This is a genomic window from Pseudomonas kairouanensis, from assembly GCF_004682055.1.
Lineage (GTDB): Bacteria > Pseudomonadota > Gammaproteobacteria > Pseudomonadales > Pseudomonadaceae > Aquipseudomonas > Aquipseudomonas kairouanensis.
In genome coordinates this window covers 169,292-194,218 of record NZ_QUZU01000007.1, presented here as the reverse complement: position 1 = coordinate 194,218, position 24,927 = coordinate 169,292, and the positions used below count along the sequence as shown (strand labels likewise).

Sequence of the window (24,927 nt, the reverse complement as noted above, 5' to 3'; positions counted from 1 at the left end):
TTTGGGAGCGGGCTTGCTCGCGAAAGCGGTGGTGCAGGCTCAACATCTCTATCGCCCATGCCGCAGCTTTCGCAGCCTCGCTAAAGCTCGACAGCTCCCACAGTTGACCGTGTTCATCCGGCCGAGGGTTTACCAGCGGTAGGTGACTGACCCCAGCAAACTGCGTTCGTCGCCATAGCGGCAGGTGGTGTTGCAGTACAGGTATTTCTTGTCGAACAGGTTCTGGGCCTTGGCCTGCACTTGCCAATGGGCATCCACGTCATAGCTGATCAGTGCGTCCACCAAGGTGTAGGCCGGCAGCTTGCCGTCGTACACGCTTGGCGTGGTACGGGTGGTGCCGGTGTAGCGTGCGCCGCCGCCGATGCGCAGTTTTTCCAGGCCCAGGCTGGCCAGGCGGTAGCTGGCCCACAGGCTGGCGCTGTTGTAGGGGATGCCCTCGATGCGCTTGCCGACGTTGCTGGCGGTCTGGTCTTGCAGCACGTGGGTGTCGGTGTAGGCGTAGCCGGCGCTCAGTTGCAGGTTGTCGGTGAGGTTGCTTTTGACTTCAAGTTCGGCGCCTTTGGTGCGGGTCTTGCCGTATTGCACGTAGGTGTTGGTGAGGCTGTCCAGGCTCAGGGAGTTGTCCTGGTCCAGGCGGTACACCGCCGCGCTGAGCAAGGTGTCGCTGCCGGGAGGCTGGTAGCGCAGGCCCACTTCGTATTGTTCGCCTTCCAGTGGTGCAAAGGCGTTGCCAAATGCCGGGTTGCTCACGCTGGCCGGTTGGAACGACTGGCTGTAGCTCACGTACGGTGCCAGGCCGTTATCCGCCAGGTACACCAGGCCAACACGGCCGGTGGCTTTCTTGTCGCCACGGGTGGCGCGGGCGTCGGTGGCAAAGGTGGTGGTGACGCTGTCGGCCCAGTCCTGGCGACCGCCCAGCAGCAGCACCCATTTATCGTTGTAGGTGATCTGGTCTTGCAGGTAGATACCGGCCTGGGTGCTGTGCAAGTCCGAGCCACTGTCGGCGGCGGTGTTGGCGCCCACGCCGGTGTATTGCAGGGTGGCCAGGTTCAGGGGCGGCGCCAGTTGTGCGGCGGTGGCGCTGATGTAGCGGTGCGAGTCGTAGGTCTTGTGGTAGTAGTCCACGCCCACCAGCAGTTCATGGCGCCAGGCACCGCTGTCGAGGGTGTAGGTGAGGTTGTTGTCGGTGGTCCAGCCGGTGGAGCGCTCCTGGCGATCACTGTAGCGACGGCTCAATTGCGTGCCGGAGATGGCCACCGGGATCAGGTAGCTCCAATCGGTATTGGCCTGGAAATAACGCAGGCTGTGGTTCACTTTCAGTTCATCGCTGAACTGGTGTTCAAACAGGTACCCGAGGGTATCCATGCGGTTGTTGAAGTGGTCATAGCCCGGTTCACCCACGAAATCATTTCGCCCGATCTTGTAGCCCGGCGTGTTGCTGTAGGTGCTCATGCGGTAGCTCATGGGCGGGGAAAAGCCGGTGTAGGTTTCCTGATGGCTGGCCAGTACGGTCAGCGAGGTGTCGTCGTTGGGCTTCCAGGTGATGGCGGGAGCGATGTAGCGGCGGTCGTCGTCAACGTGATCGACCTGGGTGTCACTGTCGCGCCACAGGCCGGTGAGGCGATAGCTGAACTGGCCCTGGTCATCCAGCGGGCCGCCGAGGTCGAGGGTGTATTGGCGACGGTTGTAGTTGCCCACTTCCACCCCGACTTCATGCAGCGGCGTGTCGGTGGGGCGTTTGCTCACCGTGTTGATCATGCCCCCCGGCGACAGTTGGCCGTAGAGCACCGACGAGGCGCCCTTGAGCACTTCGATACGCTCCAGGCCATAAGCCTCGACGCTGCCGTCGTAGGGGTTGGACTGCAGCTTCATACCGTCGCGCAAAATACCGCCGGTACCGGCGCCTACGTTGAACCCGCGCAGGGTGTAGTCATCCGCCGTGCGGCTGAAACTACTGGGTTGGCTGCTGAAGCCTGGGGTGTATTTGAGCGAGTCCGAGAGGTTGTCGCTCTTGCGTTCGTCCAGTTCGGCGCGTGTCACCACCGATACCGATTGCGGGATTTTCACCAGGTCGGTACGGGTCTTGGTGCCAGCGCTGGAACGCTGGGCGACGAAGTTCTGGTTGTCATCGCCGGCCTGGGCGCTGGCGCGGCCGTCGATGTTGATGGCGTCCAGGGTCACCCCATCACCGCTGGCGGGTTGCACGCTGAGGGCGCCGCTGGCGGTGATGCGTACGCGCAAGCCGGTGTCCTGCAGGGCGTTGCTCACCGCTTGCGCCGCACTCAAGTGGCCGCGTACGGCTCGGGCCTGACGCCCGTCGACATCGGCGGGAATGAACAACACCTGACGCCCGCTGGCCTGGCCGATCTGGATCAACGTGGTGGCCAGGGAACCTGCGGGCAAGTCGAAGTCTTGCGCGGGTTCGGCGGCCTGGGCGACGCAGCTCAGCAGGCAGCCGCCGAGCAGCAGGGGAAAGAAGGTGTTCGGGTGCATGGCGTGGACTCGATAGGGCTCAGGACAGGGCGCATTTCGCGCGTTTCTGTCTGGTCTGTAGCGTGAGTGCGCGGTTTTTTAAGGGGCGCCGGAAAATAAATTCACGCGTGGTCGATGCGGGTCCATAGGCCCAGGTAAGACACCACCTCCAGCGGCAGCACATCCGCGAGCGCGGCCAGGGCCTGGCGGCTGTCATCGAGGTTGAATACCCCGGAGATGCGCAACGCGGCGGCGCTCGCCGACACCTGCAACAGCCCTGTGTGGTAGGGCCGCAGATGATTGATCACCTGGCCCAGCGTCTGGTCATGCACCTGCAGCAAACCCTTGGCCCAGGCGCGCTCGTCGATATAGCCCTTGGCAATCGGCTGCCAGGCACGGCCGTCGAACATCAGGCCCTGACCGGCTGCGAGGCGCAGGCGAGAGCCGGGTGTGCGCAGTTCCAACTCACCCTCCAAGGCCCATAGCTGGGCCGTGTCCGCTTGCAGGCTGAGCACGCAGCGCCCGCCATTAAGCCAGGCTTCACCCCAGGGGCACTGCAACACAAACGGACGGGCCGGTTCGCTGCGCACCTGGGCTTGCACCGCACCCAGCAAGAGCTGCACGGTGCGCTGAGTGGCGCTGAAGTTCAGGTCCACGGCGCTGCGGGCATTGAGCAGCAGTGCCGAGCCGTCTTCCAGGTTGAAGCGCCGGCGCTCGGCGGTGGTGGTGCGCAGGTCTGCGCCCCAACGCTCATGCAGCGGGCCGCCGCGCAGGCTCAGCAAGGGCGTGCCCACGGCCACGGCACCGACGGCCAGTGCACCCCGCAACAGGCGCCTACGGCTATGGTTGACGCTATTGAGTGCCTGGCGCGAGCCCTGCTGCTGCGCCAGTGGCACCAGCGTGCGCTCAAGTTGGCGGGTAAGCCCGTGCCAAGCCTCCTGATGGCTGGGGTCGGCCTTCAACCACTGCTCGAATTGCGACTGTGCCGGCCCGTCAAACGCACCCGAGCCCCGGCGTGCATACCACTCGATGGCCTGCGCCACCGCAGGCGATAGGCCGCTCACGACTTGGCCAGGTAACAGGCGGTCAAACCCTGTACCACGTATTGGTGCACGCGCGTCACCGACACGCCCAGCTCACGGGCAATGCAGGCGTAGGTGCGACCGTCGAGCTGGCTGTACAGGAAGGCGGCGCGGGCTTTGGACGACAGGCTGTCGAGCAGGCGGTCGATCTCCATCAGCGCTTCGATCACCAGCCAGTGTTCCTGGGGCGAGGGCGCCACCGCTTCGGGTAGGGTGGCCAAGACTTCAAGGTAGGCGCGCTCCACGTCATTGCGCCGCCAACGCGCAAAGATCAGCCGCTTACCGATAGTGCTCAGCAGCGCACGAGGCTCGCGAATAGCGTGAGGGTCAGGCATCTCGACGACCTGCGCGAAGGTCTCCGCCGCGAGGTCGGCCGCATCCTCACGGCAACCCAGGCGCAGCCGCAGGCGTTCCAGCAACCAGTGGTGGTGATCGCCAAACAGCCGGTGCAGGGCCGCGTTGCGCGAGGGCGAGCAGGAAGAAGAACTGAGCGACACGGTTGACGCCACCTGGTGAATGACAATGATTCTCAATGGTGGCGTTATTGAGAATTTATTGCAAGATCTTACGCAGGTCGCAAGCGCACACAGAACGTGGTGCCGCCTTGTTCGGTGGAACTCACGGTCACATCCCCACCATGCACCCTGGCCAATTCCCGCACGATATACAGGCCCAACCCAACGCTGCGGACGTCACTGCCCTGGTCTGTGCCGCGCGTCATGGGCTCGAACAACCCGGCCAGCAAGGTATGGGGGATCACCGCGCCATGGTTGTGCACTGACACTTCGCACTGCCCATCCCCCAGCCGTGAGGTGATGCTGATCGGCCGTTGCAGATCGCCGTACGCCACGCTATTGGCCACCAGGTTGCCGATGATTTGCTGCACGCGATCGGCGTCCAGGCTGGCGTCGCCGTTGCCGAGGGCGTGGTGTTCCAGGGTGGCCTTGGGGAAGGCGACGCGCAGTTCATCCACCGCCTGATGGGTCACGGCGTGCAGGTCCAGGGGCGCGGCCTTGATGGTGATGCCCTGGCCGACCCGGGCCTGGGTGAAGTCCAGCAGGTCGGCGATCATGCGTTGGGCGCGCTCGGAGGATTGGCCGATGTGGCCCAGCAGTTGGCGTTCCTTGGTGGTGCGTTCGCCACGGTTGAGAAAGTCCGAGGCCATGCGGATCGCCGTCAGCGGGTTTTTCAGGTCGTGGCTGACAATCGCCACCATCTGTTCGGCGAACATCGCGCGGCGCTGAGCGATGGCGTAGGCCTCGCTCAATTCGGCCTGGGCTTGCTTGAGGGCCAGTTCGGTGGCGGTTTTTTCCAGCAGCAAGGCTTCGGCAAAGTTGCGCGCATTGAGCAGCTCGCGTTCGTACTTGTCGCGGTCGGTGGTGCCGAACAGCGCCAGGTCGTACACCGTGCCTTCGGGCACTTCGCGTTTGAGGCCATTGAGCAGCACCGTGACCTTGTGGCCATCGCGGTGCAGCATGTCCAGTTTCACTTCGGTGACGCTGCCACGCAGGCGCAACATGGGCGCCAGGTGGGTTTGGTGGAAGATCCGTCCGCCCATGGTCAGCAGGTCCTGGAAGCGTCTGCCACACAGTTCGGCATTGCTGAAACCCAGCCATTCACTGAAGCGCGCATTGGCCTGCAGGATCGTGCCGTCCTCCGCCGTGGCGGCCAGGGCGCAGGCGGCGCTGGCGAACAGCTCAGCGGGCATGGGGACCCACCCAAGGTGCCAGGAAGATTTCCATGGCGTGCGCACAGGCTTGCGGCGCACTCATGTGCGGGCAATGGCCGACGTTGTCCACCAGGCAATAGGTGCTGTTGGGCAATACGCTGTGCAGGTATTCGCCGACAGCCACGGGGGCGATCAAGTCTTCGCTCGATTGCAGGATCAGTACCGGGGTGGCCAGGCCGCTGACGTCCTGGCGGTTGTCCGACATAAACGTCACCCGTGCAAATTGCTTGGCGATCTCCGGTTCCGTGCGACAGAAGCTGTCGGTCAGCTCGACGCTCAGCGCTGGTTGGTCAGGGGCGCCCATGATCACTGGGGCCATGGCGCTGGACCAGCCCAGGTAGTTGCTGTCGAGGGTGTCGAGCAGGTCTTGGATATCGGCGAGCTTGAAGCCGCCTGTGTAGCCGTCTGCATCGATGTAGCGGGGCGACGGGCCGATCATCACATGGGCAGCGATGCGCCCCGGGGCCTGGCGGTCGGCGAGGGTGGCGATCATGGCGCTCACCGAGTGGCTCACCAGGATCACCGGGCCTTGGGCAAATGCGTCAATCAGTTCGTTCAGGTCGCGGGCATAACCGTCCAGCGCGCTGTATTTGGCCTTGTCGAACGCGTTGAGGTCCGACAAGCCGGCGCCCACCAAGTCATACATGACGATACGAAAGCGTTCGGAAAAATGCGGCGCGAGGTAATTCCACATCGCCTGGTTACAGCCGAACCCGTGGGAGAACACCAGGGTCGAGGCCCCGTTGCCCATCACACTGACATTGTTTCGGTGGCGCAGGTCCATGGGCTTCTCGGTTATGGCGTTTTGCTATGCATGCGGGGAGTTTAGATAGTCAACGGCGTGGGGTCACGCGTTATAGCGCGGATAGGGTAAAGTCGGCGCCTTCAGGAAGAAACTTCAGGTAACAAAGCATGATGGCGATAGTGCGGCAATCGGTCTTGAGTCTGCTGGCGCTGCTGGTTATCGGCCTGTTCAGCACCGCCCAGGCGGACCCTTCGCCGATTGGCGTGGCCCTCGACCAGCGGGTGATCGACCTCACCGGCAGCCTGGACGCCAGCACCACCTCCCGTCTGAAAAGCCAGCTTGCCGACCTTGAACAACGCAAAGGCGCCCAAGTAGCCGTGCTGATGGTGCCCAGCACCGGCGGCGTGAGCATCGAGGACTACGCCAACCAACTGTTCCGCGCCTGGAAACTGGGGCGCAAGGATGTTAACGACGGCATCCTGCTGGTGGTGGCCAAGGAGGATCGCAAAGTGCGTATCGAAGTCGGCTACGGCTTGGAAGGCACGGTGACCGACTTGCTGGCCCATCGCATCATCGAGGAGCACATCACGCCCGCGTTTCGCCAGGGCGACTACGCGGCGGGCGTCTCCCTGGGCGTCAATGACCTGGTGGTGCTGGTCGATGGCGGCGACTTGCCTGAGGTCTCTGAGCCAGGCTTCCCAGCCGGGGCCATCGCCGTGCTGCTGGCGTTTGTGTTCGGTGGCGTGGGCGGTGTGCTGATGGCGTCCGGCACCCTGAAATGGCGCCGCGCCTTGATGGCGGCGGTGGCCGTTACGGTGCTGTTGGCGATTTACGTCGGCGGGCGGGAATGGCCGGTGTACCTGCTGGTGGTGCCGCTGACGGCGTTGATCGGCGGCGCCACTTTTGGTGCGCTGTGGATGGCCCGTACGGCGTTCTACTGTGTGCTGGGTTTGCTGGCCTATATCGCGGGCGTGCTCGTTGCGAACCACTACGTCGACGTCAACCTTATCCATTGGCTGGCGTACCCGTTGGGCGGCGCGGTGGTGCTGGGCTTGTACCTGCTGCTGTTTTTGCTGATCAAGGAATCCTGGAAAAACAGCCCGAAGTTTTTCCTCCTGCGCTTGTTGGCGGTCGCTTTGATCTACGGTGTGGCGGGCATGTTGTTGGGCAACGCAGCACAGGGGTGGTTGGTGGCGATCCCCATGGCGTCGTTTGCGGCGTTGTTTGTGTTTATCCAGAGCGGCACGGGGGCGGGGTCGAGTTCGGGCGGCGGGTCGAGTTCAGGTTCCAGCCGCTCAAGCTCCAGCAGCAGTTCGTCGGGCGGCGGTGGTTCCAGCGGTGGCGGCGGCGCGTCTGGCAGTTGGTAGCGCGTCACAACACCTTGGACAGAAACACCCGGCTGCTGCCCTCAGGCGCGCAGGGTATTTCACCAAAGCGCACCCACCCGCGCTTCTCATAAAACCCCGGCGCCTGGAAGCTGATGGTGTATAGCACCGCGCTCAAGCAACCACGGCGCCGGGCTTCATCTTCAAAGGCTTGCAGCAACTGGCTGCCCAGGCCCGAGCCGCGCAGGCTGTCGGGCAGGTGGAACAGGTCGAGGAAGGCCATGCCGAAGGCGCTGCGGCCGGTGATGCCGCCCAGCACTTGGTGGGTGTGTGGGTCTTTGACTAGTACGGTCAACGGGAGCCGGTCGTGGTAGCCAGTGGCATGTTCGTTGAAGGTGGCCAGGCCGTCGCCGAGGATGCATTCAGCGTGTGGGTCGCGTTGGTCGCTGATTTCAATCAGGGGCTGCTGCATCGTGCTCGATTCCTTGTGGTTCTAGACCTTGACTCTGTCCCTTGGGGCAGACTTTATGCTTTTTTCGCCGGGCAGTGCGCGGAGTTTTTCTACGCCAAATGGAGCGAAAAGTATGTTGTGTCTGGTCACAGGCGCCAATGGGCACCTGGGCAATACCCTGGTGCGAACCCTGCTCAAGCACGGCCACCGTGTGCGCGCTGGTGTGCGTGATATTAGCCAGACGGCGCCGTTCGCCGGGCTTGAGTGTGAGTTGGTCTACGCCGAGTTGCAGGACGAAGCCGCACTGCTCAAGGCCCTGGAAGGGGTCGAGGTGCTGTTCCAGGTGGCGGCGGTGTTCAAACACTGGGCCAGGTCCCCCGAGGCAGAGATCGTGCAGCCCAATGTGCAAGGCACACGGTGTGTGTTGCAGGCGGCCAGTCGGGCGGGCGTCAAGCGAGTGGTCTATGTGAGCTCGGTGGCGGCGGTGGGGCATGACGGCAGCGCGTTGGACGAAACCCAGTGGAACCAGGAAACCGAGAACGCCTACTACCGCTCGAAAATCCTCAGTGAGCAAATGGCCTGGCAAACCGCCAATGCTTTGGGGCTATGGATGGTCTCGGTGTTGCCCTCAGCAATGGTGGGGCCGAACGCCGGCCGCCTCACCGACACCCTTGGTTTTTTGCAGGCGATCAAAGACCGCAAGGTGCCCCTGGACCCTGGGTTTCATTTCAATTTTGTCGATGTGCGCGATGTGGCAGATGGCATGCTGCGCGCCGCGCAAAAGGGGCGCGCGGGCCAGAGGTACATCCTGGCCAATGAGCATTCCTCATCCCTGGCGGAGGTGGTTGATGTGCTCGGCTACCGCCTGCCACGCCCCGCGCCGCGTTGGTTGCTGATGGGCATCGCCTGGCTGCAAGAGCGCTGGGCAGACCTCACGGGTCAGCCGGCCCAACTGATGCAAAGCCAGGTGCGCTTGTTTCATGGTGTACGACAGCAATACAACCTCAGCAAGGCCCGGGCCGAGTTGGGGTTCAACCCACGTCCGCCGCAGCAGGCGTTGCGCGAGGCGTTTGCGTATCTGGACAGGCGCGCGGTTGCACCGTATGAGGACTGAACATCGTATGCATCTGCCCCTTGAGCGCAACCAAATGCAGGTCCAATGCCTGTAGTTCATCGATTTTTGCCTGCACGTCCAGGCGCTTGGTGTCGATGGCCGCATTGGCCATCTCCAGCGGGAACGCCTTTAAAGCCTCTTTGGCCGTGATCAATGGACCCATTTGCGCCAGGGTAAAACCCGCCGTCTGGGCCTTGCGGATCAGCTGCACCATTTGCACGTGGTGCGCGTCGTAGACCCGGTAGCGGCCACTGCGTTGGGGCGTGTTGATCAAGCCCATCTGCTCGTACAACCGGATGGCTTTCGGGGTGCAGCCGGTCAGGTGGGCGAGGCGTCCGATGAACATTCAGGTGATCCTTTTCCTGTGGGCGGGGTGCAGGCGGTTGCCGGTTGCGCCTTCTTCGGCATACGAATGGCGGTGCTGCTTTGGGTGAGCACGCAGTAGGCCGATTGCGAGGGCCACTCCTTGCGGCCCTTGGTAGCCAGGCTGGTGGGGCACAGCAACAGCACATCGCCAAAGGAGAACAGCGGGAAGGCCGACACCACGGGTTGGGCGCGCACGGTTTCGACGGTGCCCCATACCTGGGTGTCGAAGTCTTCCTTGGCGTAGGTTTTGGTGAGCATGAACTGCGCGGGTATTGGGTCGCGCACGTTCATGACCTGGGCCGCCGAATAAACGATTGCAGCTAAAACCCCTGGTGAAATACTGATGATCATCGCCCCGGTCACGATGACGGTCAGCAGGAACAGGCTTAGGCGTTTGAACAGATCGGTTTTGCTGACATAGAACACCACAACCGGAAGCAGCGTGATGCTCGCTGCGAACATCGAACTCAGCATCAGCCGGTTCAATGCATCTGGCGTGTCTTCGCCGATGTAGGCTTTTAGGATCACGCTGGTTGAGAGCGCTGAACAAACCACTGTGCCTAAGATCAACACTGACAGCACCAACATGAACCCGCTACGTAATGGCCAGCTTTTCGCGCTGCCGGGGCCCATGGCTGCACATTTGTCGACTGCGCGCCTGAATGTCGGGCTGGCAAGCAATGAACCGGGTGCCGCGAACATGAACAATATCATCCAGAACCAGCGTAAGCCTGCGCTCAGGTCAGGCCATGCAAAGACCAGCCAGAGCAATCCGACTATGCCTGCCATCGTGGGCAGTAACAGGATCATTGCCAATCGGGGCTGCAGGGAAGCGACGTCATTGAACAACGACACGGTGAGCCCGAACAGCACTGTGGTCGAGAGCAGAATCAGCAGGTACAGCGCCAGCATTCCAATCACTGTGGCGAGCCAGGGGATCAACGCAGATTTTGCTTCGAGGGCGGCTGCCATTACGTCTGGGCGGCCTATCGAAGTTGCGTAGGTCGACAGCGTATAAAACCCCAATAAAGTACCTAGCCCCGTAAAAACAACGCTGAGCGGAGCCCAATAGGTCAGCACCCGTTTGAGGTTTTTTTTCAACGCTTGTTGAAAGGTTAACGGTCTTGCCTGGATCATGGTTGGGCTCCCTCCCTGACGGTCAACGGTTGCAATTCAAAGCGCCATCACCATCTCATGCCACGCCATCCCACCATGGTCCGACGCCGACGGCTGCACATAGCGATAGCCCATGCGTTGGTACAGCGGCACATGCTGGTCCTTGCACATCAAGTGAATGGTCTGCTTGCCCATGTCGCGCATGCGCTGCACAAACTCGGTCATCAGCGTGGTGGAATAGCCTTTGCCCTGGTGTGCTGGGTCAACCACCACCGACATGATCACCACGTTTGGCGCGTCGGCGGAATGGCCCACCAGTTCCTTGAAGGCTTCGTCTGACATCACCACTTCATGGGCGCAGCCGCCGTTGATGAATCCCACGATTTCGCCGTCGGCTTCCAGGATCAGAAAGCCCTCCGGGTACAGCGCAATGCGCGTGGCGATCTTCTCCAGGGTCGCGGCTTCGTCGCCTTCGTAGGCGGTGGTTTCGATTTCAAAGCAGCGGGCGGCGTCGGCGGGGAGGGCGTTGCGCAGGGTGAGGGTGGGCATGGGGGCTTCCTGGGGCGTGGGGTGAAAGGTGAACATGATAGCGGCGCACCTTCAACTGTGGGAGAGGGATGCTGGTGCTTACTGAGTTTGGGTGGCGCCCTAAACCTGTGGCGAGGGAGCTTGCTCCCGCTGGGCTGCGAAGCAGCCCCGCTCTTTGTTTAAAAGAATGGGACTGCTGCGCAGTCCAACGGGAGCAAGCTCCCTCGCCACAGGTTACTTTTCACCCTTTAAATGTCTTAACTGACTGGCATTAGGGCTTGCCCCCGTTGGCGGCAGACCTGCTGCTGTACCATCACTTAACACTCAAAATCCATTACAAGGAGCCCTTCATTGGATGTCAGAAAGCACTGGCTAACCCTCGGCGAACGTGCCTCAGACAACCTGTTCGCATGGGCGGCGTTCGTCGCACAAACAGAATTCCTGTGGCAAGACACGGCCTTGGTCCAGGACGCCGAAGCATGGCAGCGCCTGTGGTTCGAACTGGAGATCATCAACGGGCTCGCATTGTCGCAATGGGACGATCAAGGAAAGCCTGCTGACTGGTCACACAACTGGAACAAAGGCTACCGCCAAGAAGCCGCCGCCCTGGCGACTGAACTGTTAGCACTACTGTGCGATGTCGATTCATCTGCCGGTTAACGACACGAGGTCAATATGGGTTATCACGTTTGCCACAGATACGGGGCCATGCAGTCGGACCCCGGCCTACACACATTCCCGGAGCTTCTCGCCGAACTGAAAACCCGCCCTGAAGATGAGGAACATGCAGAGGTTTCAGTGACCAACGACGAAGAGTGGTGCATCGCAGTGTCCCTCTCAGGCAGCGTCACCTTTGAAAACCTGGAGTCCGGCGAGCCACGCCATATGAGGCAAGTCCCCGAGGGCAAGATCCTGGATTTGTGGCGCTTATTAGCCGAAGGAGACGTCGCGACCCTTGAGCAAGAACCGTGGCTGCCGGGCTACGCCTGAGTTGACGGGAAAGGGCAACACCGCCTCTCCACTGTGGTGAGCGGGCTTGCCCCGCGCTGGGCTGCGAAGCGGCCCCCATTCGGCCAGCGCGATAAACCTGCTACCTCACCCCCCAATCAAAAACCAGAAAACCCGCCTAAGCGGGTTCCCTCAACACTCCCAAACCATCAACTCACAGCCGGCGCCTCAAACCCTCGCCGCTCGATCACCGCAAACACATCCGCCACATCCTGGACCATGATCCGGGCGGTATTGGCGACGGTATTGATATCGTGCTCGGCATAGTCCGACACATTGGAACAGGCCATCAGATGCAGATAGGCGAGGGCAGCGTTCAAACGCTCGCTGGCGCATGCGTGCAACTCGTTGAGTGGGGCGTCGCTGTCGATCAACAGGACGGGGTAGTCGGTTGCGGTTTGGGACATGGGGGTGAAGCGGTGGTGCGGGTTTTGAGTAGTCATAAGGTTCGATTCTATTTGGGAAAAAGAATGGCCACCTTGCTGCTGCGAAACAGACTTGGGTGGCAACTGTGCGCGGGTTCGCAGACCAGGAAGAATCACCCCCGGCAGACCCGAAGGTCTCCCACGCACAGCCGCCATAAACAAGACGCGAGCGAACTCCGCCTGAGGGTCTGATGACTGTGCAGGTTGATTCTATTCTGTAGGGCTGCGAAACCCTGTCGCCAGCCAATGCCAGCGACGGGCCGAACTATAAGGCGCGGTTAATCAGGGTGCAACCAAGAGGATGTTTCAATGCCGCGATAAGGCGTCAAACATCGTGGGCGACGGTTGCTTCAACGCTTTTCAATCAGCATCATCAGGCTTCGACAAGGAGACGATCCCCATGCCCAACCCCGTGCTTCATCTCATGACAGGCAAAATCGCCTCCGGTAAATCAACTCTGGCCAAAAGCCTGGCCGCCGAAGAGTCGGCCATTCTGCTGAGTGAGGATCAGTGGCTCTCACGGTTGTACCCTGATCAGATCAAATCCATCACCGACTATGTGCGCTTTGCACGGCAGATCCGGGAGGTGGTGGGCCCGCTTGTCATCGATGTACTGAGGGCTGGTGTGACAGTGGTGCTGGATTTTCCTGCCAATACGCCTCAAGACCGGCAATGGCTGCGCGGCCTGGCTGATGCTGCCGAGGTTTCCCATTGTGTTCACTACATTGAGGTGGACGATGATACCTGTCGTGCCAGGTTGCATCTTCGCAACCAGCGTGCGGAGCATGAGTTTGCGGCGACTGATGCGGAGTTTGATCTGATCACCAGTTATTTTTGTGCGCCGAATGAGGGGGAGGGGTTGCGGGTTGAAGTTCATCGGGGTTGATGGGGAGTGACATCGTGAGATTGAGGTATCTGGAAGGCCGGCTTTTGGCCGTTTAGCAATTGGTAAAAATTAACTGCTCATGAGACTCGTGAACAATAGAGATGCTGATCTCGCATAAGTCAAGCTGAATCAAATGGCATGAGAAACTCCGGGGACTGGAAATGGAAGAAACGCTCTCTTCAATATTTATGCGCTCTAACGGAAAGCCCATAAAGCTCAACGGGCAAACCGTCGTTACAATCATGGAGCTCGAAATCACGAAGCCTAGAACCACATTTTTAATTCGCCGATTGGGTGCTACGAGCAGTCGAGGGCAAGGACTAGTATTAAAGGCAGCAAGCGGGCAGATCGTCGTCGACAACTCTGGCGATGGCTACCCCGAAATAGTTCTGTGGTCTGATACCAGTCCCGATGTTGTGGAGATAGAAGTGTTTTTAAAACTTGGAAATACTTTGAAAATTTGGAACGTATGGAAAAGCGCTCACGGCATGAGTGCATGGGTTGGCAATGCAGGAATTCACATCCGCAGATCCGATGGCAAGATTACGCTGGAATGTAGCGACGGCGTAGGTGATGTCGACTTCACCGATTATGTGGTTGCTTTAGAAGAACGGTGATGCCGATAGTTGTGTCCGCTGTAAATCGGTAGCCGCCCTCCATCACAGCCCCCAACCACCCAAGGCCATCACTCCGGAACCCCGCTCACCGCATGCACCACCCCCATCGCACAACGCGGTCTCGCCCCTTCCGCTTCAAGCAATTCACATTTCTTCAACAACGGATAAGCATCCGCAAACTTCATCGCCGCCACCTGTTCCCCATGCTGCTGCGAAACAAAGCAGCGCTCAAACCGAAAGGCGGCATACACCTCAGGCAGCAGCACCGGATAATCGTAAACTTCGTCGACGATGCTCTTTAGCATCTTGGACATCTGCCCATCGGCCGCGGGGGAGATTTTGGTGAGCAGTTCATCCTTGGTGACGCCCGCTTGCCTGGCTTCAATCGCTTGCTTCGACGCACCGATGGATGCCTGCATCCCCTGCGGAAACGGGCAATCAGACGCCGCCAATGCCGGGGCTGACGCGATGCAACTCAGTAAGGTGAAAACAGCGGCCATCCTTGTCATGAAATTCCCTCGTTTGTAGCAAGCATTGTTGAAATAAGTTGCGGATTCTATCCGATGCCAGAGGATGAAGCGCTCCATTGACCTGCCAAGTTTTGTGGTTGCCTCGGCCAGCCCTGTAGTTGTAACTTCGGTCTCCAGTTAGCGAGGGCATCTCATTGAACGACTCTGAACATTTGAACGCACTGTGCGCCCGTTTCAACGCAGGAGAAGCGCTGAGCTTTACGTTTTTCTGGGGGCACCAGCGCAACAAAGCTGTCGTCACGGCGTCGTGTTTCAGCCAATGGTTTGAGGCCGGGTTTATCGTTGAGGGTCAACATTACCCCACGGCCGAGCACTTCATGATGGCCGAGAAGGCAGCTTTGTTTGACGATCAGGATATTCGTGCGCAGGTGTTCGAGGCTCCTACGGCTAATGCCGCCAAAGCACTTGGCCGCAAGGTGCGTGGGTTTGATGATCAGGTTTGGCTGCAACACCGGTACGACATCGTGGTTCGAGCGAACCAGGCCAAGTTTTCGCAGAATCCGCTGTTAAACGAATACCTTCTTCAAACCGGTTCGCGCGTTATTGTCGAAGCCAGCCCGGTTGATAGCATCTGGGGTATTGGGCTCGCGCAGGACCACGCGGATGTGAACAATCCGAATCTTTGGAAAGGCTTGAACCTACTGGGCTTTGCGCTGATGCAAGTGCGGGACGGGGCGAGTGTGCCAGCCCCAAGGTAATGGCCCTGCGTGCGCGAAAGCAGGTGCATCACATGCAGCTAGCAAACCGGACCAACCGCCGGAACGTTCTGACGAACATAATAATTGTCGAATTCACTGCTTTCGACAAATTGAAAGCCATGGCGGGTATAAAAGCGATTCGAAGCGCTTTCTTTGAGGGCTCCCACTTTAATCGGGAGCGCAGCCGCATCCGCCACGTTGAAAATGTGCGCGAGAACAACAGAGCCTATACCCGAGCCTTGTGCGCTCGGTCTCACATACAGGTGGTCGAGCAAGAGTTCGTTGTGGTGATCCTTGACCACGACAAAACCAACCCTCTCTCCGGATACTTCGATGTGGTGCGTATTGGAGGCTTCAAAGCTGCTGACAAACCGCTCACGCGCGCGCACCGGATCAAACCGCCCAACGCGCTCCAGGCTTTCGCGCATGGCCTCGATTCGAATGGCTACCAGATTGTCCAAGTCGCTTTGTTGAGCAGGGACCAATATGACTGGGGGATTTCGATTGGGGGTGACGGACATATTTTTCGCTCTACCTACCATCCTGGAAGGCCATTAGGGCAAGAAGGGCCGAATGCTAACAATCTTGGTTGGTTGCTGTCTTTCTCAATTCACTCCAATGCCGTTATGCTCACCCGTCCCCTGCACGCGCAACTACAAAGGTCCAGCAAGGACGGCGACTTGCTGGCTGCAGCAGGCCGCTTCGAAGACGCGATAGCCCTATACTGGACTTTTTCAAGACCCGCGCCGTCTTTGATCAATACCCCACACACTGTGAGTTCCATATGAACGAAGGCTGGCAAAACGATGATTACCTTATCCTCCTTGATCAGGATGAAAGCTTCGCCGCGATGCAAGCCTATACATTCGATCGTTATCTGCCGGGTTACACGCTGATAGGCCTGAAGGGCTGGGATGATTTCATCGTCATCAACGCGTCCGGCGTGATGCTTACCGTGCCTACGCTGCCACTCGATGCAACCCTTGCCGCGCCGTTTACGCTGACCCAACAGCCATTACTGAACCCCGACGCGCGCTTCACCGCGAAGATCAAGTGGTATCTGAAACCACTGGTGTTTGGAGGCGATCCGACAGACCCAACGAATATCCAGTGGATCACGCACAAGCAACATGCCGAGCTTGTCGTCTGGTGGAACGAGCGGTATGCGAGTGCTAAAGCCTAAAGCCCGGTCGGAGCCCATACCGGCCATCACCCAAAGAACGGATATGTACCCCGACCAAACATACCCAGCACCTGACACTCCGCAATCGGGAGCAAGCCCCCTCCCACCTGTGCACCGTGTACACCCGCTACCTCACCTGGCCCGCACCAAAAGCAGCCCGCAACCGCGCAATCACTTGCTGAACTGAATCCCTCCCAACCGGCGGCAGCACCTGACTTTCGCCGTACTCTCGCCATACAAACAGCGTCAATTCCGCCCCGTCCGTCAGCGATTGACCCTGAGCAGGCGCACCAAAATCCTGCAGTACCCGATAACGCGCGTCCCGCCAGAACGCATCTTCCACCCAGTCATACACCGGGATGAAATGAAAGTGCAGGGGGAATCCCGGCATATGCCCATAGCGGCTGATATACAGCCATTTGGGCCGCAGTTGCGACTCCATGACCCGCTGGGTTCTAGCCAGTAAGCCACCCAGCTCGGCCAGTGCGGCCTCTGGCATATCCGCCAGCGACCGGTGGTGTGTCTTGGCGCCCAGCATCAGGTAACCCGGCAATGTCGAAGCAAGGTGATGGTTCAGCAGCCAGTGTTCGGTTTCATAAAGGACATACGTAGGGTCGATGTGCATAAGCCAATCCATAAGCGCCGCTGGCAGATTAACAAATCGCCTGTATCCCACAAAACCCAGCCATCTGTGTCTACCGCGCACGCCACCGGCTGGATAGCCTCAACCTTCCTCAAACCGCCGCCGAGCCCACTATGGATCTCACCGCTGTCCCCTTTGGCATCACAGATTGGTCCACGCTGGAACCCGTCGTCCATCCAGGCATTACCGGGAGCGCCTTATGGCGCACCTGCCACTTCGGCACCACGCGTGTGCGCAAGGTGGAATACACCGCCGGTTACCTGGCTGATCACTGGTGTTGGCGCGGGCATGTGCTGTTGTGCCTCGAAGGCGAGTTGCACACGGAGTTGGAGGATGGTCGCCAGTTCATTCTGACGGCGGGGATGAGTTACCAGGTGGGCAATGACATGGAAGGCCATCGTTCATCGACGAGCATTGGGGCGAAGCTGTTTATTGTGGATTGAGGTGCACGATCAACTGCCCCCTCAACCCACCCCCGAATACTTAACCGCCGCCGCCGCCCGCGAACTCACCCCCAACACCCTCAGCAACGACGACACATGAATCCGCACCGTAAACGGCGAAATATCCAGCGCCTTGGCGATCTCCTTATTCGTCTTGCCCTGGGCAATCAACCTCAACACATCCTGCTGTCGCGCCGTCAACGTGTGGGTATCCAACGGCAACAACCCCGACGGCGCAAACTTGACCAACACTTCACCCTCACGAATCGCCAGCAATGCCTGGCCGATCTCCTCAGGCGCGATGTTCTTACCGATAAAACCGTCTGCGCCCAACGCCATCACCTGATCGATCAACGCCGGGTCATCCACCATCGACACCACGATCAAGGTGGTGCGCCGCAGTTGCTGGCGCAGTTCGGCCAGTTGGCTCAGGCAGGTCAGGCCAGGGAAGCGCAGGTCGAGGATCAGGGTGTCGATGTCGCCGCCGTCGCTGATCAGTGCGTGCACGGTGTCGAGGTCGCCGGCTTCTTGCACTTCGGTGCCGGGCAGCAGGCGTTGCACGGTGCGCAGCATGCCTTCGCGAAACATGGGGTGGTCGTCGGCGATGATGATGCGGCGGGTCATGGGGGGCTCCTCCCTGGGGCGGTGTGTGGCGCGGTCATGCTACCTTAGCACCGCATTGCATGACGCCGTTGACGACTGCCGCACAAGGACGTAACCCATGGGTAGTGAGACCAACTCTGAACTCGACCAGGCCAACCTGCGCATTGTGGTGGCCGGTATTGCGATTGTTTACATCAGTGCTCTGGGGTTTTTGCCGGGGCAGTCGCTGGACACGTATCTGCCGGTGATTCTGTATATCGCGCTGTTCCTGATCGCCTCGATTGCCTTGCGGCAGGTGATCGCCCGTTGGCCGGGGCATTACCCGGCGCGGCGTGTCTTCGGCATGCTCCACGACTACACCGGCACCTCGTTCGGCATGGTGGTGGGCGGCGAGGCGGCGTTGCCGTTGTATGCGGTGATGGTGTGGGTCAACCTGGGCAATGGCATGCGCTACGGCTCGCGCTACCTGGCGATTGCCACGGCGTTGGCGTTGTTGGCGCTGCTGATCGTGTACCAGTTGACGCCGGTATGGCAGGCGCAACCGTTTATGGTGCTGATGTTGATGATCACCAGTACGGTGATCCCGGTGTATGCCCATATCCTGCTGGAACGTACGCGCAAGGCGTCCGAAGAGGCCATCGCCGCCAACCTGGAAAAATCTCGTTTTCTCGCCCAGGCCAGTCATGACCTGCGCCAGCCCATTCACTCCATCGGCCTGTTTACCGCGTGCTTGCGCGAAGCGCGGCTGGGCGATGAAGAACGGCGGTTGGTGGATAACATCGACCGTTCGCTGCTTAACGTGTCGCAGTTGTTTCGTTCGATTCTCGACCTGTACACCCTCGACAACGGGCGTTTGTTGCCCAAATACCAGGCGGTGAACCTGGGCGAGTTTCTCGCCGACCTGGTGCGCCAGAACGCCGAAGCCGCGCGTTGGGCCGGGGTGGAATTGCGCTTGCGGCCCTGCTCGCATTGGGTGTTGGTCGACCCTGCGCTGTTGGCGACCATGGTGCAAAACGTGCTGTCCAATTGCTTCAAGTACGGCGCGCACCGGCCGGTGTTGATGGGCGTGCGTATCCGCGATGGCGGGCTGGCGGTGGAGATTCATGATCGGGGGCGGGGGATTGCCGAGGAGCATCTGTCAAAGGTCTTCGAAGAGTTCTATCGCGTACGCCACCTGCGGGACAAGGACGTCGAAGGCGTGGGCCTGGGGCTGTCCATCGTTAAGCGCCTGGGGCAGTTGATGGGGGTGCAGGTGAGCCTGCGTTCAAGGGTGGGCCATGGCACCTCGGTGAGCCTGCATGGCTTGACCCTGGCCAGCGCGCCGCGCCAACCGGCACCCGGTGACCAGGCGCGTCAGGCCGGGATGCTCACGGGCTTGAAAGTGTGCCTGGTGGAGGATGATCACAACGTGCTGCTCGCCACCCAGGCGCTGCTGGAGCGCTGGGGCTGCGAGGTGCAGGCGGAGTCGTCGGGGCGTGACCTGGTGAGTGATTGCGACATCATCGTTGCCGACTATGACCTGGGCAACCACGCCACCGGTATTGAATGCATCGATGCCCTGCGCGAACAGCGGGGTTGGGCGGTGCCCGCGCTGATCCTCACGGGGCACGACGTGGAACGCATCCAGGCCGCCTTGCACGACCGTCAGATCGCCATCCTGTCCAAGCCGGTGCGCCCCGCAGAACTGCGCGGCACACTGCGCGACTTGAGCCAGCAGCAACTTACTGGGCGAATGGAACAAGCCCGTTGCCCTTAGCGCCCTTGGGCTGGCAGTAGGCGGCAGGTTTCATCAGGCCGAAGCTGGCGACGGCAAACATGCCGCCACTGGCGCCGCTGGGCACCGAGCAGTTGTATTCGCCGGAGGCGGCGCTGGCCACGTAATAGGTGCTCATGGAGTCGCTGCGCACATTGGAGATGCGTTTTACCGTCTCGCCCAGGTTGGTTTCCGACAAGGTCTTGAGGTGGTCTTCGCTGGGCTTGATATTGCTGCAGCCGGCCACGCCGATGATCAAGGCGCCCAACAGGGTGATGCGGGTAATAGGGGAGTGCAGTTTCATGGTGCTTCTTCCTTGGGGTTGTTATGGTTTTTCCAATGCACAACGCGTCCGCGCGCAGGGTATGCGCGGTGCCGGTGGGTGCGTTGGAAGTGCCGAGGAATATAGCGCCGCAGGGGGGAGGGGTCGATTAGCACAGGTGTGCTAGTGGCACGATGAGGTCATTGTAGTGAGCGGGCTCGCCATCGGGATTGGACTTGGCGTGTTTTCCGATGACGAAGCGAATCGTCTGACACTTGACCTATCAACAACCGTTCACTGGTTTTGTGCAGCGCTCCGTTCCGCCCGTCACCCCCAGCACGTGTCGAAGAAATGGCGATGTTATAGTTCCGCCGCTTTACATTCTGACCGCGCCGGGAGGCTCCAGGAGAATCTGCATGACCCTCTACACCGCTGGCTACGAAGGCCTGACCATCGACGCATTCATCGCGTGCCTGAAGCAGGCCGGTATCGATAAAGTGCTTGATGTACGTGAATATCCGTTGTCGCGCAAAAAAGGCTTTTCCAAGAACGCCTTCGCCCAGTGCCTGGCCGCAGAAGGCATCAGTTATGAACACAGTCGCCCGTTGGGCTGCCCAAAACCTATCCGCAAGCAGTACAAGGAAGACGGTGTCTGGGCGGTGTATGCCCGTGACTTCCGGTCCTACATTCGTACCCAAACCAGCGTGTTGACCGCATTGCTGTCGAGCTCCATGGAGCAGCGTATCTGCATGGTTTGTTACGAAGCGGATGCCAGCTTTTGCCACCGCAGCCTGATCGCAGAAGCGGCGCACGAGCTGGATGCTTCACTGATAACGCTGCACTTGCCGATTAAAACAGACTTATTTGTTGGAGAGCTTCGGTCTGTCGCTTAGGCGGGTAGACCAAGCTAACAATCAGCCACTGGGCCGGAAAACGGTGGATGGTGCCCATCAATAGCATCAGGTCTTTTGCAGGAAGCTCTGTTTCCAGCTTGTGCCGAAACGGAGCTTCCCATCCCGCAGCACCGTGCTTGCGATAAACATTGCGAAAGAGTTGGCTGGCTTCCCAATCGACGATTTTGTGAGTGTGGTTTTTGGCGTTTCCGTCGACCATGCATTCATAGGTGTAGTGGAAGTGGAAAGGTACTTTTTCCAGTCGTTTGATGCTCGCCGATTCTTGTTCATCGAACAGGGATGGTTGACGCTGCATGGCTTCGAGCTTTTCGATTTCTTCAGGTGTCCAGCTTTCACTCGCTGACTTGCGGATATGCAGCGCGGTGATTTTTTGGGGTTTGATCAAGCCAAGCGTCACGTTGTGGTCGATCCTGGCTTTTTCAAGCGCATCAAAGCTCTCATACACCGTCAGCTTATCCAGCCAGGAGCGACGCTGATTCCAATTGCCTGATGGCATCCGCTGCCCGACCTGAATGCTGTCCACGCTGATCTTGTGGCTCTCTGGCCGGTGGTCGGCTGGGTTGCGTTCGATGAGGGCCTCAATCCATTGCCACTTCGAAAATTGCTGGTCTTCTGTGATCAGGCGAAAGGGCACCGGATAAAGGCGTATGAGGTTTCCATCTTCATCCATGCCTGCAACACAGGATGTTTCGGCATGTTTTGCACTGGGGGAGGGGTAGGTTTTGCATAAAATCAGGATTCGAACTTTGCGTTTCATAGGGGCCGCGTCCAGAGGTCTTTTCTGAACTGTATCCAGGCTTCGCGGACCTGCCAGAAAGACTTGTAACGGCACATTGTAAAGGCGAGCAAGCCCGCCCCCACAGATTGGGCGTCAGCCGATGGGCAGTTCGCCGGTCACAATCGCCGTCACGATGAAGATGAAAAACATCGGAATCGACCACTTGAAGAACTCTTTCTGATACTCCCCAAACGTCATTTCCGTACGGTTCATCAACAAAAACAACCATGCCACCGTCGGGCTGGCATAGCGCAACGCCTGGCCCATAAACGATGCCACGCCGATCTCGGTGGGGCTGATGCCAAACTTGTAGGCGATGGGCGCCACCACCGGCAGGATGCCGAAGTAGTAGGCGTCCACCGGCAAGGCGTAGCAGGCCAGGGCGCCGAGGAAGGCGAAGATCAGTGCGGTGTGGCTACCCATGGAGTCGGGGATTAGGCTGGCCATGTGTTCAGCCACGGCGCCGGCCATGCCGCTGCCGTTGAAAATGCCCAAGAAGCACCCGGCGGCAAGGATGATCGAGGCCACGGCCACGGCGTCGCCACCGTTGGCGGTGATGCGTTCGCGTTGTTCCACGGCGGTGTAGTTGACCGTCAGCGCAATCGCGGTGCCGAGCATGAACACCACGGCGCCGCTGGCCCAGCCGGCGATGAGGATCACCAGCATGCCCAGGGTCAACGCCAGGTTGAACAGGAACAGGCGCGGGCGCTTGAGTTCCTTGTCGTGGTCTTTGATCACGTTGACCATTTGCACGATCTGCTCAGGCGTCACGATGCCGTTGGCGCCCTTCACAAAACCCAGGCGTTTGCGTTCCTTGATGCCCATCAAGTAGGCCATGAAGAACACATACAGAAACGACACGCCGAGGATCGGCAGGATCGCCACGAACAGCGTATTGACCTCCACGTTCAACACCGCCGCCGCCCGCGCCAACGGACCGCCCCAGGGCAGGCAGTTGCCCAGGCCGCAGGGCAGGATGATCAGCATCGCCAGGTTCGACAGCTTCATGCCCATCTGCTTGTACAGCGGCAGGAACGCGGTGGTGATGATCAGGATGGTGGTGGTGCCGTCGCCATCCAGCGTGACCACGGCGGAGGTGAAGGCGGTGACCAGGATGATTTTCAGCGGGTCGCCATTGGCCTTGCGAATCAGGAACGTACACAGCGGGTCGAACAGCCCCACGTTCATCATCAGGCTGAAGTACAACACGGCAAACAGGATCATCACCGTGGGGTTGACCGTGCCCAGGGAGACCTTGCCTGCCTCGTTCTGCGAGTAGAACAGCCCCTCGCGCACCCACTGGATGATGGTGTCCATCGGCACACCATTGACCAGGCACGCCAGCACCCCCACGGCCAGCGACACCACGATGAGGCCGGTAAACGGCGATAGTTTTTGCTTGATGACCAGCACCAAGAACAAGGTGATCAGCACATAGCCCAGAACTGTCAGCATCTGAACGTCTCCACAATTTTATTTTTATAGTGAGCGCAGCAGGTGGGGCGCCACGCGCCCCCGGTACAGCCTTGAGCGTTACTGGCCTTCCAGCAGTTGGGTGACCCAGGCCGGGGCCAGTGCCGGCAAGGGCTGGCCGCTGTCTCGGGCGCGAGTGTAAGCGTCGATCACGTCGCGGCGCTGGTTTTCATACGCACTTTTTTTCTCCGAGGCTTCCAGCACCTCCACCAGGCTTGCGCGGGGCACCACGGTGACGCCGTCGTAATCGCCGAATACCAGGTCGCCCGGTGCGACCTCGACACCGGCGCAGGTCACGGTGGCGTTGATCTTGCCGGGGCCTTGCTTGCCGGGGCTGCGCTGCATGAAGCCCTTGGCGTAGATCGGGATGTCCAGTTGGGCCAATGGCACCTTGTCGCGCACACAACCGTCGATGACCATGCCGGCCAAGCCTACGGCCTGGGCGGCACCGGCCATCAGGTCGCCGATGTAGGCGCGGCCGGGGTAGGCCTTGCCCGCCACCACCAGCACGTAGCCGGGCTGGCCCTGGTACACCGCGACGTGGATGGGGAAGTTGTCGCCGTCTTCGGTGTCGACGGTGTAGGCGGTGCCGAGCATCACCTTGCTTTCATCCAGGGGCATGAGGCTTGCGTCCATGCAGCCGTTGCGCGGGATGCCCAGGCTTTGCATGCCGTCGCACAGTTGCGCCGGGCTGAGTTGGCGAAAGCGCGCCAGCAGGTCGGCGGGGATCAGGTCGGGCAGGGGGAAGTAATGTTCAGTGTTCATGACGGGGCCTCAGGCGTGGGCAGCAAAGTGGGCGATGGCGGTGCGAAAATCCATGTCGCTGCCACCGGGGCCGAGCAGACTGGCCCAGTCGGTGGCGGCCAGGTTTTCGAGCTGGGCGTGGGTGGCGCGGGTCATTACCGGGTCGACGCCGGCGGCTTCGAGGGTGGCCACCGCATCGTCCATTTCTGCGCTGCGGCGCTTGGCGTGGATCAGCGTGCGGGCGGTGAAGGTATTGGCCAGTTGCTCGATGGTTTTGCCGTTGAGCGAATCCCCTAGAGACGCCACCAGTGTGTCCAGCACGCCAAACTTTTCGCCGGCCTGGAAGGCTTCCAGCAGCAATTGCGGCAGGCCTTTCATCACCACGCTTTTGAGCATCTTGATGGCCGAGGCGGCACCGGCTTCGGCGTCCAGTACGGTCAAATGCATGCCTCGTGGGGTGAAGGCCTCGGCAAATGCAGCCGCGCCGTCGCCTGCCAGCAGCATAGGCACGCGATGGTTATTGCCGGGCACGGTGCCCATCACCGCGCTGTCGCAAAAGCCTACGCCAGCGGGGCGGGGCAGTTGTTCGATGGCTTGTTTGACGGTGGGCGCGGCGGAGTTCATATCGACATAGGTTTGCCCGGCGACCAATAGCGGCAGGGCTTTTTGTGCAATGGCCAATGCGCTGCTGGCGCTGGTGAGGCAGACCACGAAGCGGGCATCGCGGCAGGCGTGTTCCAGGGAGTCGAAGAGGGTGACGTGCAGTTGCTCGGCGCGTTGTTGCAGGGTGGGGCTGACGTGGGCGTCGTAGGCGCCGATCTGTAGATCGCCGGTGGTGCGCAGGCCCGTGCAGAGGTGGTAGGCGGCTTCGCCAAACCCGATGAAGACGATATCCATCCAGTGTTTCCTTCATTGTCTTTGTTATTGATGAAGGAAGAGCAAGGGCTGTGCCACTGCCTGAGATTATATATAAAACAATGGGTTAGGGTTTTTTGGGTGAAATGCTGCGTTGCACTGCATTTCAAAATATTGCGCAGTG

The 24,927-nt window shown here is 60.1% G+C and carries 30 protein-coding genes; 11 read left to right on the top strand and 19 right to left on the bottom strand.

What is annotated here, in order from left to right:
- Positions 1-129: 129 nt before the first annotated feature.
- From DYL59_RS08770 to DYL59_RS08750, 5 genes are all read right to left on the bottom strand, one after another.
- The gene (locus DYL59_RS08770) at positions 130-2,493 is read right to left on the bottom strand and encodes a TonB-dependent siderophore receptor (RefSeq protein WP_135288822.1); all 2,364 of its coding nucleotides are present in this window, start codon (positions 2,491-2,493) and stop codon (positions 130-132) included.
- 101 nt (positions 2,494-2,594) lie between these two features.
- Positions 2,595-3,536: a FecR domain-containing protein gene (locus DYL59_RS08765; RefSeq protein WP_238340648.1), complete on the bottom strand. Its 942-nt coding sequence runs from the start codon at positions 3,534-3,536 to the stop codon at positions 2,595-2,597.
- Positions 3,533-4,051 (bottom strand): sigma-70 family RNA polymerase sigma factor, encoded by a 519-nt coding sequence (locus DYL59_RS08760; RefSeq protein WP_420359276.1) that lies wholly within the window; start codon positions 4,049-4,051, stop codon positions 3,533-3,535. The genes DYL59_RS08765 and DYL59_RS08760 overlap by 4 nt, the downstream gene beginning before the upstream one ends.
- 68 nt (positions 4,052-4,119) lie before the next feature.
- Entirely contained in the window at positions 4,120-5,262 is a 1,143-nt protein-coding gene (locus DYL59_RS08755) for a sensor histidine kinase (RefSeq protein WP_135288820.1), read from the bottom strand.
- Positions 5,252-6,067 (bottom strand): alpha/beta fold hydrolase, encoded by an 816-nt coding sequence (locus DYL59_RS08750; protein WP_135288819.1) that lies wholly within the window; start codon positions 6,065-6,067, stop codon positions 5,252-5,254. The genes DYL59_RS08755 and DYL59_RS08750 overlap by 11 nt, the downstream gene beginning before the upstream one ends.
- A 128-nt stretch (positions 6,068-6,195) precedes the next feature.
- Between DYL59_RS08750 and DYL59_RS08745 the strand changes: the two genes are divergently transcribed.
- Complete coding sequence (locus DYL59_RS08745; RefSeq protein WP_135288818.1) at positions 6,196-7,395, top strand: TPM domain-containing protein; 1,200 nt, start codon at positions 6,196-6,198, stop codon at positions 7,393-7,395.
- A 4-nt stretch (positions 7,396-7,399) separates the two neighbouring features.
- Here DYL59_RS08745 and DYL59_RS08740 read toward each other — a convergent pair whose 3' ends face one another.
- The gene (locus DYL59_RS08740; protein ID WP_135288817.1) at positions 7,400-7,825 is read right to left on the bottom strand and encodes a GNAT family N-acetyltransferase; all 426 of its coding nucleotides are present in this window, start codon (positions 7,823-7,825) and stop codon (positions 7,400-7,402) included.
- 112 nt (positions 7,826-7,937) lie between these two features.
- On the opposite strand from DYL59_RS08740, the gene DYL59_RS08735 reads away from it, so the two are divergent.
- On the top strand, positions 7,938-8,918 hold the full coding sequence (locus DYL59_RS08735) for an NAD-dependent epimerase/dehydratase family protein (protein WP_135288816.1): 981 nt from the start codon (positions 7,938-7,940) through the stop codon (positions 8,916-8,918).
- Here DYL59_RS08735 and DYL59_RS08730 read toward each other — a convergent pair.
- Genes DYL59_RS08730 through DYL59_RS08720 form a run of 3 tightly spaced genes read right to left on the bottom strand, consistent with a single transcriptional unit; the run spans position 8,836 to position 10,949 of the window.
- On the bottom strand, positions 8,836-9,264 hold the full coding sequence (locus DYL59_RS08730) for a MerR family transcriptional regulator (protein WP_135288815.1): 429 nt from the start codon (positions 9,262-9,264) through the stop codon (positions 8,836-8,838). The genes DYL59_RS08735 and DYL59_RS08730 overlap by 83 nt on opposite strands.
- A complete protein-coding gene (locus DYL59_RS08725) occupies positions 9,237-10,421 on the bottom strand; it encodes a hypothetical protein (RefSeq protein WP_135288814.1) in 1,185 nt (394 codons plus the stop codon). Before DYL59_RS08725 ends, DYL59_RS08730 begins: the two co-directional genes overlap by 28 nt.
- Positions 10,422-10,457: 36 nt before the next feature.
- On the bottom strand, positions 10,458-10,949 hold the full coding sequence (locus DYL59_RS08720; RefSeq protein ID WP_135288827.1) for a GNAT family N-acetyltransferase: 492 nt from the start codon (positions 10,947-10,949) through the stop codon (positions 10,458-10,460).
- Positions 10,950-11,279: 330 nt separating this feature from the next.
- Here DYL59_RS08720 and DYL59_RS08715 point away from each other — a divergent pair, with 330 nt between their 5' ends.
- Together DYL59_RS08715 and DYL59_RS08710 are read left to right on the top strand one after the other, a co-directional pair.
- Positions 11,280-11,588 carry a hypothetical protein gene (locus DYL59_RS08715; RefSeq protein ID WP_135288813.1) on the top strand — a complete coding sequence of 103 codons (309 nt, stop codon included), beginning with the start codon at positions 11,280-11,282 and terminating at the stop codon, positions 11,586-11,588.
- 48 nt (positions 11,589-11,636) lie between these two features.
- Positions 11,637-11,918, top strand: a complete 282-nt coding sequence (locus tag DYL59_RS08710; protein ID WP_135288812.1) for a hypothetical protein — start codon at positions 11,637-11,639, stop codon at positions 11,916-11,918.
- Positions 11,919-12,085: 167 nt separating this feature from the next.
- On the opposite strand, the gene DYL59_RS08705 is transcribed toward DYL59_RS08710, so the two are convergent.
- Positions 12,086-12,379 (bottom strand): fructose-bisphosphate aldolase, encoded by a 294-nt coding sequence (locus tag DYL59_RS08705; RefSeq protein ID WP_135288811.1) that lies wholly within the window; start codon positions 12,377-12,379, stop codon positions 12,086-12,088.
- Positions 12,380-12,761: 382 nt separating this feature from the next.
- On the opposite strand from DYL59_RS08705, the gene DYL59_RS08700 reads away from it, so the two are divergent.
- Positions 12,762-13,247 (top strand): P-loop nucleotide/nucleoside kinase family protein, encoded by a 486-nt coding sequence (locus DYL59_RS08700; RefSeq protein WP_135288810.1) that lies wholly within the window; start codon positions 12,762-12,764, stop codon positions 13,245-13,247.
- Between the two features lie 161 nt (positions 13,248-13,408).
- Positions 13,409-13,864: a hypothetical protein gene (locus tag DYL59_RS08695; protein ID WP_135288809.1), complete on the top strand. Its 456-nt coding sequence runs from the start codon at positions 13,409-13,411 to the stop codon at positions 13,862-13,864.
- Positions 13,865-13,932: 68 nt separating this feature from the next.
- On the opposite strand, the gene DYL59_RS08690 is transcribed toward DYL59_RS08695, so the two are convergent.
- Complete coding sequence (locus tag DYL59_RS08690; RefSeq protein ID WP_135288808.1) at positions 13,933-14,451, bottom strand: hypothetical protein; 519 nt, start codon at positions 14,449-14,451, stop codon at positions 13,933-13,935.
- A gap of 77 nt (positions 14,452-14,528) precedes the next feature.
- On the opposite strand from DYL59_RS08690, the gene DYL59_RS08685 reads away from it, so the two are divergent.
- On the top strand, positions 14,529-15,092 hold the full coding sequence (locus tag DYL59_RS08685; protein WP_135288807.1) for an NADAR family protein: 564 nt from the start codon (positions 14,529-14,531) through the stop codon (positions 15,090-15,092).
- A 38-nt stretch (positions 15,093-15,130) separates the two neighbouring features.
- Here DYL59_RS08685 and DYL59_RS08680 read toward each other — a convergent pair whose 3' ends face one another.
- Positions 15,131-15,613, bottom strand: a complete 483-nt coding sequence (locus DYL59_RS08680) for a GNAT family N-acetyltransferase (protein WP_135288806.1) — start codon at positions 15,611-15,613, stop codon at positions 15,131-15,133.
- A 263-nt stretch (positions 15,614-15,876) separates the two neighbouring features.
- On the opposite strand from DYL59_RS08680, the gene DYL59_RS08675 reads away from it, so the two are divergent.
- Entirely contained in the window at positions 15,877-16,275 is a 399-nt protein-coding gene (locus DYL59_RS08675) for a hypothetical protein (RefSeq protein WP_135288805.1), read from the top strand.
- Between the two features lie 127 nt (positions 16,276-16,402).
- On the opposite strand, the gene DYL59_RS08670 is transcribed toward DYL59_RS08675, so the two are convergent.
- On the bottom strand, positions 16,403-16,900 hold the full coding sequence (locus DYL59_RS08670) for an HIT family protein (protein ID WP_135288804.1): 498 nt from the start codon (positions 16,898-16,900) through the stop codon (positions 16,403-16,405).
- Positions 16,901-17,031: 131 nt separating this feature from the next.
- Between DYL59_RS08670 and DYL59_RS08665 the strand changes: the two genes are divergently transcribed.
- Entirely contained in the window at positions 17,032-17,361 is a 330-nt protein-coding gene (locus tag DYL59_RS08665; protein WP_122511725.1) for a DHCW motif cupin fold protein, read from the top strand.
- A 21-nt stretch (positions 17,362-17,382) separates the two neighbouring features.
- Here the strand turns inward: DYL59_RS08665 and DYL59_RS08660 are convergent, their stop codons facing one another.
- Positions 17,383-17,985, bottom strand: a complete 603-nt coding sequence (locus tag DYL59_RS08660; protein ID WP_135288803.1) for a LuxR C-terminal-related transcriptional regulator — start codon at positions 17,983-17,985, stop codon at positions 17,383-17,385.
- Between the two features lie 97 nt (positions 17,986-18,082).
- Here DYL59_RS08660 and DYL59_RS08655 point away from each other — a divergent pair, with 97 nt between their 5' ends.
- On the top strand, positions 18,083-19,720 hold the full coding sequence (locus DYL59_RS08655) for an ATP-binding response regulator (protein WP_135288802.1): 1,638 nt from the start codon (positions 18,083-18,085) through the stop codon (positions 19,718-19,720).
- Here DYL59_RS08655 and DYL59_RS08650 read toward each other — a convergent pair.
- Positions 19,686-20,021, bottom strand: a complete 336-nt coding sequence (locus DYL59_RS08650) for a hypothetical protein (protein ID WP_135288801.1) — start codon at positions 20,019-20,021, stop codon at positions 19,686-19,688. The genes DYL59_RS08655 and DYL59_RS08650 overlap by 35 nt on opposite strands.
- A gap of 374 nt (positions 20,022-20,395) precedes the next feature.
- Here DYL59_RS08650 and DYL59_RS08645 point away from each other — a divergent pair, with 374 nt between their 5' ends.
- Positions 20,396-20,872 carry a DUF488 domain-containing protein gene (locus tag DYL59_RS08645; RefSeq protein WP_135288800.1) on the top strand — a complete coding sequence of 159 codons (477 nt, stop codon included), beginning with the start codon at positions 20,396-20,398 and terminating at the stop codon, positions 20,870-20,872.
- Here DYL59_RS08645 and DYL59_RS08640 read toward each other — a convergent pair.
- The 4 genes from DYL59_RS08640 to DYL59_RS08625 all read right to left on the bottom strand — a co-directional run bounded on the left by DYL59_RS08640 (position 20,829) and on the right by DYL59_RS08625 (position 24,785).
- Positions 20,829-21,650, bottom strand: a complete 822-nt coding sequence (locus DYL59_RS08640; protein WP_135288799.1) for a hypothetical protein — start codon at positions 21,648-21,650, stop codon at positions 20,829-20,831. The genes DYL59_RS08645 and DYL59_RS08640 overlap by 44 nt on opposite strands.
- Before the next feature lie 114 nt (positions 21,651-21,764).
- The gene (locus DYL59_RS08635) at positions 21,765-23,126 is read right to left on the bottom strand and encodes a CitMHS family transporter (protein WP_122489623.1); all 1,362 of its coding nucleotides are present in this window, start codon (positions 23,124-23,126) and stop codon (positions 21,765-21,767) included.
- Positions 23,127-23,204: 78 nt separating this feature from the next.
- Positions 23,205-23,909 (bottom strand): RraA family protein, encoded by a 705-nt coding sequence (locus DYL59_RS08630; protein ID WP_135288798.1) that lies wholly within the window; start codon positions 23,907-23,909, stop codon positions 23,205-23,207.
- Between the two features lie 9 nt (positions 23,910-23,918).
- Entirely contained in the window at positions 23,919-24,785 is an 867-nt protein-coding gene (locus DYL59_RS08625) for an NAD(P)-dependent oxidoreductase (protein ID WP_135288797.1), read from the bottom strand.
- Between the last annotated feature and the right edge of the window lie 142 nt (positions 24,786-24,927).